This is a genomic window from Curtobacterium sp. MCJR17_020 (genome assembly GCF_003234365.2).
Taxonomy (GTDB): Bacteria; Actinomycetota; Actinomycetes; order Actinomycetales; family Microbacteriaceae; genus Curtobacterium.
Genome location: NZ_CP126260.1, coordinates 3,385,483 through 3,399,236, shown reverse-complemented (window position 1 = coordinate 3,399,236; position 13,754 = coordinate 3,385,483). Strand labels below are relative to the sequence as shown.

16 protein-coding genes are annotated in these 13,754 nt (G+C 71.0%); 7 read left to right on the top strand and 9 right to left on the bottom strand.

Translation table 11 applies throughout. The annotated features are described in order from the left end of the window. Positions 1–22: 22 nt before the first annotated feature. The 3 genes from DEJ14_RS16185 to DEJ14_RS16175 are packed head-to-tail and all read left to right on the top strand — an operon-like array spanning position 23 to position 2,633. Positions 23–1,348 (top strand): alpha-L-fucosidase, encoded by a 1,326-nt coding sequence (locus DEJ14_RS16185; RefSeq protein ID WP_111086327.1) that lies wholly within the window; start codon positions 23–25, stop codon positions 1,346–1,348. Next, on the top strand, positions 1,348–1,674 hold the full coding sequence (locus tag DEJ14_RS16180) for an L-rhamnose mutarotase (protein ID WP_111086326.1): 327 nt from the start codon (positions 1,348–1,350) through the stop codon (positions 1,672–1,674). Before DEJ14_RS16185 ends, DEJ14_RS16180 begins: the two co-directional genes overlap by 1 nt. Next, positions 1,671–2,633, top strand: coding sequence for an aldo/keto reductase (locus DEJ14_RS16175; RefSeq protein ID WP_111086325.1), 963 nt, complete (start codon positions 1,671–1,673; stop codon positions 2,631–2,633). The genes DEJ14_RS16180 and DEJ14_RS16175 overlap by 4 nt, the downstream gene beginning before the upstream one ends. A gap of 91 nt (positions 2,634–2,724) precedes the next feature. On the opposite strand, the gene DEJ14_RS16170 is transcribed toward DEJ14_RS16175, so the two are convergent. From DEJ14_RS16170 to DEJ14_RS16145, 6 genes are all read right to left on the bottom strand, one after another. Next, the gene (locus tag DEJ14_RS16170; RefSeq protein ID WP_111086324.1) at positions 2,725–3,003 is read right to left on the bottom strand and encodes a GlsB/YeaQ/YmgE family stress response membrane protein; all 279 of its coding nucleotides are present in this window, start codon (positions 3,001–3,003) and stop codon (positions 2,725–2,727) included. 96 nt (positions 3,004–3,099) lie between these two features. Continuing rightward, positions 3,100–3,777 carry a FadR/GntR family transcriptional regulator gene (locus DEJ14_RS16165; protein WP_111086323.1) on the bottom strand — a complete coding sequence of 226 codons (678 nt, stop codon included), beginning with the start codon at positions 3,775–3,777 and terminating at the stop codon, positions 3,100–3,102. Between the two features lie 87 nt (positions 3,778–3,864). Continuing rightward, positions 3,865–4,668, bottom strand: coding sequence for an SDR family NAD(P)-dependent oxidoreductase (locus DEJ14_RS16160; protein WP_111086322.1), 804 nt, complete (start codon positions 4,666–4,668; stop codon positions 3,865–3,867). Continuing rightward, positions 4,668–5,537: a fumarylacetoacetate hydrolase family protein gene (locus DEJ14_RS16155; RefSeq protein ID WP_111086321.1), complete on the bottom strand. Its 870-nt coding sequence runs from the start codon at positions 5,535–5,537 to the stop codon at positions 4,668–4,670. The genes DEJ14_RS16160 and DEJ14_RS16155 overlap by 1 nt, the downstream gene beginning before the upstream one ends. A 42-nt stretch (positions 5,538–5,579) precedes the next feature. Next, positions 5,580–6,431, bottom strand: a complete 852-nt coding sequence (locus tag DEJ14_RS16150; RefSeq protein ID WP_111086320.1) for an amidohydrolase family protein — start codon at positions 6,429–6,431, stop codon at positions 5,580–5,582. Positions 6,432–6,592: 161 nt separating this feature from the next. Beyond that, positions 6,593–6,868, bottom strand: coding sequence for a glutaredoxin family protein (locus DEJ14_RS16145; protein ID WP_111086319.1), 276 nt, complete (start codon positions 6,866–6,868; stop codon positions 6,593–6,595). A gap of 49 nt (positions 6,869–6,917) precedes the next feature. Between DEJ14_RS16145 and DEJ14_RS16140 the strand changes: the two genes are divergently transcribed. From DEJ14_RS16140 to DEJ14_RS16130, 3 genes are read left to right on the top strand one after another with little or no spacing between them, the layout of a single operon-like run. Then, positions 6,918–8,666, top strand: a complete 1,749-nt coding sequence (locus tag DEJ14_RS16140) for an adenosylhomocysteinase (protein WP_111086318.1) — start codon at positions 6,918–6,920, stop codon at positions 8,664–8,666. Continuing rightward, a complete protein-coding gene (locus tag DEJ14_RS16135) occupies positions 8,663–10,084 on the top strand; it encodes an amidohydrolase family protein (RefSeq protein WP_258373343.1) in 1,422 nt (473 codons plus the stop codon). Before DEJ14_RS16140 ends, DEJ14_RS16135 begins: the two co-directional genes overlap by 4 nt. Then, entirely contained in the window at positions 10,081–10,578 is a 498-nt protein-coding gene (locus DEJ14_RS16130) for a cupin domain-containing protein (RefSeq protein WP_258373342.1), read from the top strand. The genes DEJ14_RS16135 and DEJ14_RS16130 overlap by 4 nt, the downstream gene beginning before the upstream one ends. A gap of 42 nt (positions 10,579–10,620) precedes the next feature. On the opposite strand, the gene DEJ14_RS16125 is transcribed toward DEJ14_RS16130, so the two are convergent. The 3 genes from DEJ14_RS16125 to DEJ14_RS16115 all read right to left on the bottom strand — a co-directional run bounded on the left by DEJ14_RS16125 (position 10,621) and on the right by DEJ14_RS16115 (position 12,460). Next, positions 10,621–11,196, bottom strand: a complete 576-nt coding sequence (locus DEJ14_RS16125) for a hypothetical protein (RefSeq protein ID WP_111086317.1) — start codon at positions 11,194–11,196, stop codon at positions 10,621–10,623. Continuing rightward, positions 11,193–11,825: a hypothetical protein gene (locus DEJ14_RS16120; protein WP_131846091.1), complete on the bottom strand. Its 633-nt coding sequence runs from the start codon at positions 11,823–11,825 to the stop codon at positions 11,193–11,195. The genes DEJ14_RS16125 and DEJ14_RS16120 overlap by 4 nt, the downstream gene beginning before the upstream one ends. 143 nt (positions 11,826–11,968) lie before the next feature. Beyond that, a complete protein-coding gene (locus DEJ14_RS16115) occupies positions 11,969–12,460 on the bottom strand; it encodes a hypothetical protein (protein ID WP_131846092.1) in 492 nt (163 codons plus the stop codon). Positions 12,461–12,931: 471 nt separating this feature from the next. Here DEJ14_RS16115 and DEJ14_RS16110 point away from each other — a divergent pair, with 471 nt between their 5' ends. Next, positions 12,932–13,753: an ABC transporter substrate-binding protein gene (locus tag DEJ14_RS16110; protein WP_111086314.1), complete on the top strand. Its 822-nt coding sequence runs from the start codon at positions 12,932–12,934 to the stop codon at positions 13,751–13,753. The last annotated feature ends 1 nt before the right edge of the window (position 13,754 follow it).

Here is a 13,754-nt window from a genome sequence, read left to right as displayed (position 1 = left end):
CTCTGAAAGGAACACTGGCCTCATGACCATCACCGCACCTGCAGAGCCGCAGACCGCGACCGACGCGAGCGGCCTGCCCGCCTGGTTCACCCACGACCGGTTCGGCATGTTCATCCACTGGGGGCTGTACGCCCTGCCGGCACGGCACGAGTGGGTGAAGAACCGCGAACGGATCACCGACGCCGACTACCAGAAGTACTTCGACCACTTCGACCCCGACCTGTTCGACGCCGCCGACTGGGCCCGCCGTGCTCGCGAAGCCGGCATGAAGTACGTCGTGCTCACCACGAAGCACCACGAGGGCTTCTGCCTCTGGGACAGCAAGCTCACCGACTACAAGTCCACGAACACCCCGTTCGGCCGCGACATCGTGCGCGAGTTCGTCGACGCCGTCCGGGCCGAGGGGCTGCGGGTCGGCTTCTACCACTCGCTCATCGACTGGCACCACCCGGACTTCACCGTCGACGGCGTGCACCCGAGGCGCGACGACTCGCCCGAGGAGATCGAGGCGTTCAACCAGGGCCGCGACATGTCGCGCTACCGGGAGTACCTGCACGGGCAGGTCGAGGAGCTGCTCACCGACTACGGGCAGGTCGACTACCTGTTCTACGACTTCTCGTACCGGGACAACGACCACGAGGACATCTGGGGCGGCAAGGGTCGGGACGACTGGGGATCCTCGGAGCTGCTCGAACTGACCAGGCGGCTCCAGCCCGGCATCATCGTCAACGACCGGCTCGACCTGCCGGGCGACATCGTCACCCCGGAGCAGTACCAGCCGGACAAGCCGATGGAGGTCGACGGCGCCCAGGTGCCGTGGGAGGCCTGCCAGACGCTCAACGGGTCGTGGGGCTACGACCGCGACAACGTGAACCTCAAGCCCGTCGACCTGCTCGTCCGCATGCTCGTCGACGGCGTCTCGAACAACGGGAACATGCTGCTCAACATCGGCCCCACCGGCCGCGGCGAGTTCGACGGGGTCTCGCGTCAGACCCTCGACGGCATCGGGACGTGGATGCACCAGCACGCCCGCTCCGTCTACGGCGCCGGACCGTCGTCGTTCGTCGCGCCGCGCAACACCGTGTACACGCAGAACGGCAACCGCCTGTACCTGCACCTGTTCGCGTGGCCGTTCGAGCACGTGCACCTGCCCGACCTGGCCGGACGCGTCGCCTACGCCCAACTGCTCAACGACGCGTCGGAGCTGCACTTCCGCGAGATCCCGCCGGGGACCCGTGCGCAGAACACCGGGCTCGGCGGGCAGCCGGCGGGGACGCTGACGCTCACGCTGCCGATCGTGCGACCCGACGTCGCCGTGCCGGTGGTCGAACTGTTCCTGCGCGACTGATGCAGCGCATCCTGTCGAGGACCCGGCTGCGGGCGGGGAACGAGGCCGCGTACGACGCCGTGCACGCTTCGATCCCGCCCGCGCTCGCGGCCCGACTGCGCGACGCCGGCGTGCACGACTGGACGGTGTGGCGGGACGGGCAGGACCTGGTCCACCTGATCGAGGTCGAGGACTACCGCGCGATGCGCCGGGCGCTCGCCGACGACCCGGTCAACGCGGAGTGGCAGGAGACGATCAACCCCCTGCTCGAAGCCGACGACGACTACTCGGGGAACGACGACGGCGTGCCGCGGGTCTGGTCCCTGGCGGACCAGGTGGACGCATGAAGGACCTCGACCTCGACCTCGACCGCGGTCCGTTCTGGTTCGGCGGCGCCGGCATCGGCAACCTGCTGCGCCCGGTGTCCGACGACGACGCCCGTGCCACCGTCGACGCTGCCTGGGAGGCCGGCGTGCGCGGGTTCGACACCGCGCCGCACTACGGCCTCGGGCTGTCGGAGCGGCGGCTCGGGGCGGCGCTCGCCGACCGCCCGCGCGACTCGTTCCTGGTGTCGACGAAGGTCGGGCGGCTGCTCGTCCCCGGGCGGGGGGACGGCGACGACATGGCCTCCGGCGGGTTCGCGGTGCCGAACGACACCGTGCGGCAGTGGGACCCGTCGCCGATGGGCGTTCGGCGGTCACTGGACGAGTCGCTCGGACGGCTCGGACTCGACCACGTCGACATCGCGTACCTGCACGACCCCGACGTGTACTCGCTCGAGGACGGCCTGACGCAGGCGCTGCCGACGCTCGCCGAGCTGCGGGACGAGGGTGTCGTCCGGGCCGTCGGCGTCGGGTCGAACTCGGTCGAAGCCCTCGACGCCGCGGTGTCCACCGGGCTCTGCGACGTGGTCATGCTCGCGGGACGGTACACACTGCTCGAACAGCCGGCGGCGGACCTCGTCGACCGGTGCGCCTCGCTCGGCGTCGCGGTCGTCGCGGTCGGTGTCTACAACTCGGGACTACTCGGGCAGGACCGGCCGGACGCCACGGCGACGTACGACTACGCCACGGCGCCGGCGGCACTCGTCGCGCGGGCGAACGCGATCGCCGACGTCTGCGCGCGGCACGGGGTCACGCTGCCCGAAGCGGCGCTGGCGTTCCCGCGCCGTGCGGCTGCGGTCGCCGCGATCGCCCTCGGCGCGCAGTCCGCCGAGCAGGTGCGCTCGAACGTCGCCCGGGCCGTGGCCGTGGTGCCGAAGGCCCTGTGGGAGGACCTGCGCGCCGCGGGCCTGCTCAGCGCCTGAGCCCCGCACGACCAAAGTCACCCCGAACCGCACGGATGCGTGGTTCGGGGTGACTTCGGTTGTGCGCCGGGTCGTGCCCGGTGCGACCTGCCTAGCGGGTCTTGGCGCCGCGGCCGGCGAAACGCGTGTAGATGAACAGCACGATGATGGCGCCGATGATCGAACCGATGATGCCAGCCGGCTGGAAGAAGCTGTCGTTGGCGTCGTGGTTGAAGATCAGGTACCCCAGGAACCCACCGACGAACGAGCCGATGATGCCCAGGACGATCGTCATGAGGATGCCGATGTTCTGCTTACCGGGGATGACGAGCCGGGCGATGGCGCCGGCGATGAGTCCGATGATGATCAAGCTGATGATGAGACCGATCACGGTTTCCTCCTCGTGGGTGCGGTTGCCGCGGCATGGTTGCCGGAGTCAGGGCCGACGACCAACGCAACACCCACCCACCTGCACGCGCTCTCGGTTTCAGTCGAGGGAGCGCCGCAACCAGCGCTCGACACCCTCGACGTGCGACACCACGAGCGCCTGCACGAGCTGCGGATCCCGGCGTCGGATGGCGTCCACGATGGCGGCGTGCTCGTCGAGGGTGCGCTGCACCGAGCCGTTCTGCGTCAGCCCCCGCCAGACCCGCACCCGCACGGTCTTGCTCGACAGGGCGTCGAGCAGCCCGGACAGGTACTGGTTGCCGCCGATGCCCGCGATCGTCGAGTGGAACAGCAGGTCGTGCGCGACGAGGTCCTCGACGCCGGTGTCCTCGCCGACGGACTGCATCAGCGTGGCGAGCTCGTCGATCTGCTGCTCCGAGGCCCGCGCGGTGGCCAGGACGGCGGACGCGGGCTCGAGGATGCGGCGGACCTCGAGCAGGTCGACGAGGGACCGGTCGTGGTGCATGTCGACGACGAACGACACGGCCTCGAGCAGGACGCCCGGTTCCAGCGACGTCACGTAGGTGCCGTCGCCGCGGCGGACGTCGAGCACGCGGATGAGCTCAAGGGCCTTCACGGCCTCGCGCAGACTGTTCCGGGACAGGCCGAGCGACTCGCTCAGTTCCTTCTCGGGCGGGAGGCGCTGCCCGGGTTGGAGCTCACCGCTCACGATCATCTGCTGGATGCGCGCGATCGCATCGTCGGTCAGCGACGCCACGTCACCACCTCCTGATCCCGGCCCGCTCGCGGACGCGAGCCGACAGGTCGACGATAGCCGGGCCTCCCGGTCGTCACGGGCCGACCATCAGGCGGGCCGCAGCCGGAGGGCCTGCATCCCGCCGTCGACGGCCAGGTCGACGCCCGTCGTGGACCGGGCGAGCGGGCTCGTGAGGTAGGCGACCGCCTCGGCGACCTCCTCCGCCTGCACGAGCCGACCGTGCGGCTGCCGGGCTTCGAGGGCAGCGCGCTCGGCGGCCGGGTCGCCCGCGGTCGACAGCAACCGCGCGACCCACGGGGTGTCGGCGGTGCCCGGGTTGACGGCGTTGACGCGGATGCCCTCGCGGATGTGGTCGGCGGCCATCGCGCGGGTCAGGGCGGCGATCGCACCCTTGGTCGCCGAGTACAGCGCCCGCTGGGGCAGCCCGGCGGTGGCGGCGATCGAGCAGGTGTTCACGATGCTCGCGTTGCCCGAGGCCCGCAGGTGGGGGAGCGCGGCCCGCGACAACCGGACGGCACCGAGGACGTTGACCTCGTACACGCGGCGCCACTCGTCGTCGTCGTTGTCCTCGACCGTGCCCTGTGCGCCGATGCCGGCGTTGTTGACCAGGACGTCGAGGCCGCCGAGCTGCTCGACGGCGGTGGCGACGGCGGTGCGGACCGAGGCGTCGTCGCTGACGTCGCACGTGGCCGAGAGGAACCCATCGACGGCCGACGGCTGCAGGTCGAGCACGGCGACCGTCGCACCGCGGTCCTGCAGGGCGGCGGCGATCGCTGCGCCGATGCCGGACGCGCCCCCGGTGACGATGGCCCGGACGCCGTCGTGGCTGCCGGCGCTGCGAGCGCTGCCGGTGCCGCCGGTGTTGCCGGTGTTGCCGGTTGCGTCCGCCATCAGGCTGCTCCGACCGTCTGGCGCTGCGAGCCGAGCCCGTCAGCGGTGAGCTCGACGACGTCGCCAGGCTGCAGGTAGGGCGCGTGTCCCGCCAGCGCGACGCCCGCCGGGGTCCCCGTGCTGATGACGTCGCCGGGGTACAGCACCATGAACCGGGACAGGTACCGGACGATCTCCGCAGGACGGAAGATCATGTCGGCGGTGGTCCCGTCCTGCCGGACCTCGCCGTTGACGGTCAGCCGGAGCGCGAGTGCCGCGGGGTCGAGGCCGGCGTCGGCGAGCGACCCTGGCGTCACCAGCCACGGGCCGAGCGGGTTGAAGGTCTCGCAGGACTTCCCCTTGTCCCACTGCCCACCGCGCTCGAGCTGGAACTCGCGCTCGGACACGTCGTTCGCGATCGCGTAGCCGGCGATGGAGGCCTCGGCGTCCGCATCGGTCTCGCAGTACCGAGCCGTGCGCCCGATGACGATCGCGAGCTCGATCTCCCAGTCGGTCTTCGTGCTGTTCCGGGGGATCAGGACCTCGTCGTCGGGGCCGATCACCGTCATCGGGTCCTTCATGAACACGATCGGTTCGGTGGGGATGTCGGCGCCGGTCTCGGCGGCGTGGTCGCGGTAGTTCAGGCCGATGCACACGACCTTGCCGGGGCGAGCGATCGGTGCCCCGCGGCGCATGCCGTCGGCCCGGTCTCGGCCGATGATCGTCAGGTCGCCGGCGCTGCGGGCGTGGTCGACGCGGCCGACCGGGTCCGAGGCCAGGAAGGCCCCGCTGATGTCACTGGTGATCGAGCGGAGGTCGACGACCTCGCCGTCGGTGTCGATGGCCACGGGGATCTCGCTCCCCACCGGGCCGAGTCGTGCGAACTGCATCGTTCCTCGCTCTCCGGCTGCGCCAGTGCAGCCAGAAACATCCTATGTCTGCGTGGTCCCCGGGACAAGGTAGATGCGTTCCGCGGTGCCGCCGAAGACGGCGTCGTGCTCGGTCGTCGACAGGTCGGCGAGTGCGTCCGTCGTCCGCTGCACGACGTCGGCGTACCCGGTCGCCAGGGTCGACACCGGCCAGTCCGAGCCGAACATCGCCCGATCGGGGCCGAACTGCTCCACGACCTCGCGGGCGTACTGCTCGACGGGGCGGTCTCGCCAGTCCGGGCCGGCCTCGGTGAACAGGCCGGAGACCTTGCACGTGACGTTCGGCCGTGCGGCGAAGTCGGTCATCCGTCCGCGCCAGGCCGCCGCCGACTCGGCATCGTCGTGCGCGATGTCCGGCTTGCCGGCGTGGTCCAGGACGAACGACGCGTCGGGGACGGCGTCGACCAGGGCCAGCGCAGCGGCGTGCTCCCGCGCTCGGACGAGGACGTCGAACACCAGGCCGGCACCGGCGAGGGATCGCACCCCGCGGGCGACGTCCGAGCGGCCGAGCCAGTCCGGGTCCGGTTCGTCCTGTGCCAGGTGCCGGATGCCGACCAAGCGATCACCGCCGGGGAGCGCACGGACGGCGGCGATCCGGTCCGCCACGTCCGGCGCGGTCAGGTCCACCCAGCCGACGACGCCCGCGACGGGGTCGGGCTGCTCGAGGAGCCAGGCGGTCTCGTCGGGATCGTGCACGGCCTGCACGACGATGGTCCGCGTCACGCCGGTGTCCCGCGTCGCCGCACGGAGGTCGTCCACGTCGAACCGGCGGCGGATCGGGGCGACGGAGTCGTCCATCCAGGGGTACGGCCGGTCGGCGGGGTCCCAGAGGTGGTGGTGAGCGTCGATGATCACGCCCTCATGATGCCCGATTCATCCGATGTCCGCCCGGCGCGCAGGTGCCGCGTTCCCCCGAGACTCGGGGTGGGCGACAGAACTCGGGCGCGGAGCCCCGAGACGAGTCGCTCAGCCCGAGTCTCGGGGCGAGCTGCCCGAGTCTCGGGCCGAGCCGCAGCTCAGACGGCGCCGGAGGCCTCGAGCTCGGCGCGCAGCTCGGCGTCCGACGGCTCGACGAAGTGCTTGCCGTTCGGCAGCACCACGACGGGGATGTTCTTCCGCCCGCTGATCGCCTCGGCACGGTCGGCCGCCGACAGGTCCTGCTCGACGTCGACGTACTCGTAGTCGACACCCATGGTGTCGAGCAGCGCCTTGGACCGGCGGCAGTCGCGGCACCAGTCCGCACCGAACATCGTCACCTTGTCGAACACTTCGGTCGTGGATGCATCGCTCATGCCCAGAGAGTACGTCGGCGGACCCCCGCGCATTCCCTACGATTGGGGCATGCCGCCAGGACCCGACCCCGAGACGCGATCCTGGGCGTCGGCGGCCGTCCGACGCTTCGCCGCGGTCACGAACCTGCTCGTCGCGGCCCGTCGGTTCCGCATCGTCGGTGGTGACCCCCGCGACGCCGCGGCACTGCACGGGCTGCTCACCGGACTCGGCGCCCGTCCGGCCGCGGAGCACGAACCGATCGACCAGCTCTGGTGCCTCGGTTCCCCCGACGACTCCACCCCCGTCATCGAGCGCGAGGCGCACCGCCCCCGCGGCGCCACGCTCATCGTGATCGACGCCGGCCGGCACCTGCCCGCGGTCGACGAGGACGCCTTCGGCCCCGTCGTCACCGCCCGCCCGGGCGTGCTCGGCGTCCCGATGCTCTCCGACGACGTCTTCCTGGTCTCCACCGGCCGCGACCCCGAGGACGACCCGGCCGCCGACGCCCGGCTGCGCTGGGCACGACGCTCGATGCCCGTCTCGCGCGCGGTCGCCGCCGAACTCCGCGACGGCGGGCTGCTCCGCGGCACCCGCATCGGCGTCGCGATGTTCCTCGAGCCGAAGACGGCGGTGCTGAGCCTGCTCCTCCGCGACGCCGGTGCCGAGGTCGTCGTCTACGCGCACGCCGACGAGACCGACGACGCCGTGGCCGCGTCGCTCCGGGCAGCGGGACTCACGGTGCACGCGAGCAGCACGGCCTCGCTACCGGAGCAGAAGGCGCTCGCCCTCGCGATGCTCGACACCCGGCCGCACATCCTGCTCGACGACGGTTCCCACGTCATCCGGCTCGCCCACCAGGAGCGTCCGGACCTGCTGCCGACGATGCTCGGCGCGGCCGAGGAGACCACGAGCGGCCTCCGACCCTTGCGCGTGATGGCGTCGCGGGGCGAGCTCGGCATCCCCGTGATCGCCGTCAACGACGCCCGCACCAAGACGTTCTTCGACAACCGGTACGGCACCGGGCAGTCGACGGTGTTCGCAGTGCTCGACCTGGTCGACGGGCTCCCGTCCGGCATGCACCGAGTGCGGCCTGGGCCCACGCCGCCGGTTCCGGACCGACGCGCCAGCGGCGGGCCGGCCGTGCCGGTGGGGAGAGGCGCGGCGGTCGTCGCCGGGTTCGGGCACGTCGGCGAGGGGGTCGCGCTGGTGCTCTCCGCCCTCGGGTTCCGGGTCACGGTCGCCGAGACGGATCCGGTGCGCGCCCTGCAGGCGCTCTTCGCCGGTCACGCCGTCGCGCCGCTCGCCGAGGCGGTGCAGGACGCCGACCTCGTGGTGAGCGCCACCGGGGTCGCCGACACCATCGACCTGCGCGTGCTGCGATCGTGCGCGGACGGGGCCGTCGTCGCCGTCGCGGGTGGGGCCGACCACGAGGTCGCGCTCGACGACGCCCGCGCCGCCGGAGCCGAACTGCGGCCAGTGGGTCCGAAGGCCGAGCGCCTCGTGTTCCCCGACGCCGAGGGCGGGCCGATCGTGCTCGACGGCGGCGGGTGCATCAACATCACGGCGGCCGAGGGCAACCCGATCGAGATCATGGACCTGTCCTTCGCCGCGCAGCTCGGGGCCGTCCGCATGCTGCTGGAGCGCGGCGACGAACTGGAGCGAGCCGTCGTGCCCATCGATCCCGCGGTCGACGACGCGACCGCCCGCGTGGCGCTCGCCGCGTTCGGAGCGCGCCCCGTTCCTCCCGTCCACCTTGCCGAACACCCTGCGGACCGCGAGCCGGACGCCCGGACGCGTCGTTTCGGAGACCCGGCATGAGCGCCGCGCACCCGAGCGCCGCGCACCCGCGTGCCGACCACTCCGTCGTCGTGCACTCGGCGCGCGTGGTCGTGCCGATGACCGCGCCGCCGATCGCCGACGGCGCGGTCGCGGTGCAGGACGGCCGCATCCTGCACGTCGGCGACCGGTCCTGGGTCGTCGACCAGCTCGCCGGCTCGGGTGCGACGTTCACCGAACGGCAGTGGCGCGGAGCCCTCCTGCCGGGCCTCGTCAACGCGCACTCGCACCTGCAGTACACCGGCATGGCCAGTGTCGGCACCCGGCAGTACGACGGATTCGAGGACTGGGCGGCCGCCTTCAACGAGGTCTACGCCGAACCGCACGACTGGCGTGCCGAAGCGGCCGCCGGCGCCGCGGCCTCGATCCGCGCGGGCGTCACGAGCATCGCGGACATCGTCACCGACATCGAGGCCTCCACCGCGCTCGAGGACGCCGGGCTCGGCGGCATCGCCTACTGGGAGGTGATGGACTGGGAGAACGACGCGTGGCAGTCGCACGGCCGCGACCAGGTGCTCGACGAGCTCGCCCGGATCCCGACCACCCCCGGCGCCGGTCTGTCGCCGCACGCGCCGTACTCGCTCGAGGTCGCGCCCCTCCTCGAACTCCCCGACATCGTCCGGCAGCGCGGACTCCGGCTGCACCTGCACCTCGGCGAAGCTGCCTTCGAGGGGGAGCGCATCGCCCTCGGACCGGTCCCCGGACTCGACGGCGTCGACGGCGTCGGCCACGGCAACGACTGGCACTTGGCGAACGTGCCCTCGTTCCGGGCACTGCGAGCCCTCGGGTTCGGGGCGAGCGCCACCGCGTTCGTCGACCGGCTCGGAGTGCTCGGCCCGGACTGCCACATCGCGCACGGCGTCTACATGACCGCTGCCGACCGTGCGCTCCTGCGCGCCCGCGGCACCGCCGTCGCCCTGTGCCCGCGGTCGAACGCCGTCATCGGCCTCGACCCGCCGCCCGTCGCCGACTACCTGCGCGAGGGCAGCCCGATCGCCATCGGCACCGACTCGCTGTCGTCGTCGCCGTCCCTCGACCTGATGGCCGACGTCACCGCCCTGCACCGGATCGCCCGCGCCCAGGGCTACGGGCACCGGGACCTGCACGAGCGGCTCCTGGCTGCCGCGACCCTCGGTGGCGCGCACGCCATGGGCCTCGCCGTCGGCCCGGACCGCATCGGCCACCTCGCCGTGGGCGCCCGCGCCGACCTGGCCGTCTTCGACGTCGACGCCCGGACCGTGCCCGACGCACTCGCCGAGCTCGTCGAGGACGGTGCCGGGCGTGCGTCCGCGACCGTCATCCGCGGGGTCGTCCGGGCCGTCGACGGAGCACTGACCGGCGTGCCCACGTCATCGCCCGACCGCCCTGCCCGCCCTGTCATCCCTGTGGAGGAATCATGACCGAGACCGCACCCCGCCCCGGCATGGCCGCCCGTCGCACCGTCGACGGCGCACTGATCGAGTGGCTCGACGTGCCGAAGCGCGCCATCGCCCTCGGCATGGAGCCGCACCCCGAGGGCGGTTGGTACGTCCGCACCTGGACGTCGCCGGCCACGGTGACGACGCCCGCGGGGGACCGCCCCGCCGCGACCCTGATCCACTTCCTGCTGCCCCCGGGCGAGGCCTCGGCCTGGCATCGGGTGACGAGCGACGAGATCTGGATGTGGCACGGTCCGGACACCGTCGAGCTCGAACTCGGTGGATCCGACGATGCTCCCGAGCCCGGTGCGCGGATCACCCTCGGGCCCGACGCCGGTCGCGACCGGGTGAACGACGCGCAGGCGTTCGTGCGCGGTGGCGTGTGGCAGCGGACGATCCCGAACGACGGCGAGGTGCTGCTGAGCTGCCTGGTGTCACCGGGCTTCTCGTTCGAGGACTTCACGATGGCCGACTGACGTACCACTTCCGTGACCGCGGCGTCGAGTGGTGAGGGTTGGTCAGCGGATTGCTGCGTTGTCCCAGATGTTGCGCACGAAGCCAGCAACACGTGGAAGCAACGGGCCGGCCATGAGGGCTGTGGTTGCGAGCAGCGTTGCCGCCTGCAGGGCCAGGAACAACTCGAGCCACAGCGGCACGAACCCGCCCACCGCCCACGACACCGCCAGGATCGCCGTGAGCGACGACCCCACGCGCAACACCTTCATCGGAGATCTGCTCCATGTGACGAGCGCGGAGGCCGCGAACGCCAGCGGCACGAGCGCGTGCAACGCGGTCGACAGCGGGAGCCACAGATCGGTGCCGAGAGCCGGCGACTGTGTCACGACGAACCCCGCCACGGATGCGGCGGCGACGCCGGGTGCGAGATCACGTCCACGCACTGCGAACACCATGCAGGCCGATCCACCGAGCAAGGCCAACGCGACGAAGAACGCCGTCGCGCCGAAGCCGAACAGGTGGGAGCCACCGAAGCCGAGCAGGTTGTCGACGGACAGGACGGTGCTGCTGAGTGATGCGATCGTTCCGGTGGTCGCGACCGCGGTGCGCTCCGAAGCAGGCCTGGACGTGCTCGTCACGGGCTTCCCTCGACTGGACTCACGGTGGCGGCCACCTTCTCGTACGCGGTCGCGCACTTCGCCTTGAGGCGAGGACCGATCGGTGAGAGCGCTGCTGCCCATCGCTCCGTGTCCGGGACCTTGCGGATGCGGTCCCTGCCGAGGCTGTCGACTGCTCTGTGCACTTCGGCAGTGACGGCTGGGAACAACCTGTCGTACTGGGCCGCTGTCTCGTTGCGCTCACCCGGATGGTTCACGTATCGTTCTCCCTCGCTCGCGACGAACTGCGTGCAGGTGGTGAGGTACTCCTGCTCCGCTGTCAGCTTCGTGGGGGACCCGGCATCCCCGGCGATCTTCGGCGCGTCTGGAGGAGCGTCCAACGCCGCGACGATGGCAGGTGGTCCGATCACGTACCAGTTCTCACCGCGAGCGACGGCACGTTCCCCGTTGAACGTGTCGGCCCAGTCCTCAAGCGTCTGAGGAACGGACGCGGTGTGAGCGTAGGCGCGGACGAACGTTGCATCACCACCGTTGAAGCAATCGAATCCCCGCATTGCGTCCCAGAAGGAAAGGTCATCGAGCAACGCGTCGGCGTCTTCGCACGGCACGGAATCGCGGAGCTGATCAGCGATTGACTGCATCGAAGCCACGTCGAGCGCAGGCTCGTCGGGCCGGGACGCCGGGCCGGAAGGAGCCGCTCGAAGTTCGCCGGATGCGCAACCCGACAGAAGAGCTGCGGCGACGCAGCTCGAGGCGATGACCCCGAGCCCGCGTCGCCGCATGCTGTGCCGTGTCACTGCCACTGCACGCCGGCCCAGCCGACCGCGGTGAGCCCCTTCATCTTCTTGGTGCCGGCAACATTGCCCCACGGAACGGTCTTCGTCTGCCCCGAGCCACAGCCGATCGCCGTCCAGGTGGGTGCGTGCTTGGAGTTGAACCCTTTGCCCCAGATGCAGGGGTTGGTGGTACCCATGTGCTTGTACCACTTGTAGGGGGCCCGCGCTGCGGCGTTCCAGCCGATCACGTTGCAGCCGTTGACGGACTGGCCCATGACCGGTAGCACCGTGAAGGCGCGGTCCTTGCAGTTACCGGACTGGGTCGTGGGGCCGTCGCCGACCATCACGACCTCACTGTCGGGATCAAAGCTCCCATCGACCACGACGTGTGGCGGGATCGAGGTCCGTAGGCGTTCACTGCTTGCATGCGCCGGGACGGCGGGTGCCAGCACTGAAGCCGCGACTGCGGTCGACACGAGGACAGCAGAAAATGTGTTCTTCTTGGTCATCTCTCACCCTTGGGTAGCCGGTGAAGTGTTACCGGATGAACACATACTGCACAGCGACAGCGATCTCGGCAACCCGTCTCCTGGCCGGACGAGAAGTCGTTGCCGTGACCTCCCGCGTCGTCGACGTTGGGTCGGCATCGGAGGCTGATGCGCGACCGGCTGTGACTGCAAATCTCGGCGGATCGCCTGGTGCGCTCGGCGCGAGGGTGTCGTCGGTCTGCGGGACAGAGCGGGCGGAGGGCGTCCAGAGCGCAGAAAGGGGGCACCCCGTGGTGGGGCGCCCCTTGATCTCAGACCTCAGCCGAGCATGCGCTCGGTTCAGCCCGCTTCGCCAGATTACCGGCCCGACGTCGACCCGTCGACTGGTGTGTGACACGGGACCGGGTCGCGTGAGACGCCAGGAGTCGCGTTGGTATCCCACCGCGAAGTACACTTCCACCTGCCCCCACCCCCTCGCACGAAGGCCCGACCGTGACCCGATCCCTCCGCTTCACCCTCGCCGTCGCAACAGCCGCGGTCGCCGCCCTCGCCCTGACGTCGTGCGCCGCCGGCAGCGGCAGCAACGAAGACGGCACCGTCACCGACGGCAAGCTGACGATCGCCACCGGTGAGCCGGCGTACTCGCCGTGGATCGAGGACAACAAGCCGGAGTCCGGCAAGGGCTTCGAGTCCGCCGTGGCCTACGCGGTCGCGAAGGAGATGGGCTACAGCAAGTCCGACGTCGTGTGGAAGCGCAGCACCTTCGACAGCGCGATCGCACCGGGTCCGAAGGACTGGGACCTCAACGTCCAGCAGTTCTCGATCGACGCCAAGCGCAAGAAGGCCGTCGACATGTCGAGCGCGTACTACACGACCACGCAGGCCGTGGTGACCACCAGCACCTCGAAGGCCGTCGACGACACGAGCATCGCCGCGCTCAAGCAGGATGCGATCGGCGTCGCCACCGGGTCCACGTCGATCGCCAGCGTGAAGAGCGTGCTGGGGATCACCCCGCAGGTCTTCAACTCGAACGACGACGCCGTCCTGGCGCTCAAGTCGGGCCAGATCGACGCGATCGTCACCGACCTGCCGACGGCGTTCTACATGGCGGCAGCGCAGCTCGACGACGGCACGGTGTCGGCGCAGTTCCCGTCGGACGGCAAGGGCGACCAGTTCGGCTTCGTCCTGCCGAAGGGCTCGGAACTCACGAGCAAGGTCGACAAGGCGCTCAAGACGCTCAAGGACGACGGCACGCTCGAGGACCTGCAGACCAAGTGGCTCTCCTCGGAGACCAACACCCCGGTCCTGAAGTAAC

Bases quoted from the DNA above. Each gene is read 5' to 3' on its own strand.
- DEJ14_RS16185 (WP_111086327.1), top strand. From the start codon at position 23: ATGACCATCACCGCACCTGCAGAGCCGCAGACCGCGACCGACGCGAGC.
- DEJ14_RS16180 (WP_111086326.1), top strand. From the start codon at position 1,348: ATGCAGCGCATCCTGTCGAGGACCCGGCTGCGGGCGGGGAACGAGGCC.
- DEJ14_RS16175 (WP_111086325.1), top strand. From the start codon at position 1,671: ATGAAGGACCTCGACCTCGACCTCGACCGCGGTCCGTTCTGGTTCGGC.
- DEJ14_RS16160 (WP_111086322.1), bottom strand. From the start codon at position 4,668: ATGGCGGACGCAACCGGCAACACCGGCAACACCGGCGGCACCGGCAGC.
- DEJ14_RS16155 (WP_111086321.1), bottom strand. From the start codon at position 5,537: ATGCAGTTCGCACGACTCGGCCCGGTGGGGAGCGAGATCCCCGTGGCC.
- DEJ14_RS16145 (WP_111086319.1), bottom strand. From the start codon at position 6,868: ATGAGCGATGCATCCACGACCGAAGTGTTCGACAAGGTGACGATGTTC.
- DEJ14_RS16140 (WP_111086318.1), top strand. From the start codon at position 6,918: ATGCCGCCAGGACCCGACCCCGAGACGCGATCCTGGGCGTCGGCGGCC.
- DEJ14_RS16135 (WP_258373343.1), top strand. From the start codon at position 8,663: ATGAGCGCCGCGCACCCGAGCGCCGCGCACCCGCGTGCCGACCACTCC.
- DEJ14_RS16130 (WP_258373342.1), top strand. From the start codon at position 10,081: ATGACCGAGACCGCACCCCGCCCCGGCATGGCCGCCCGTCGCACCGTC.
- DEJ14_RS16115 (WP_131846092.1), bottom strand. From the start codon at position 12,460: ATGACCAAGAAGAACACATTTTCTGCTGTCCTCGTGTCGACCGCAGTC.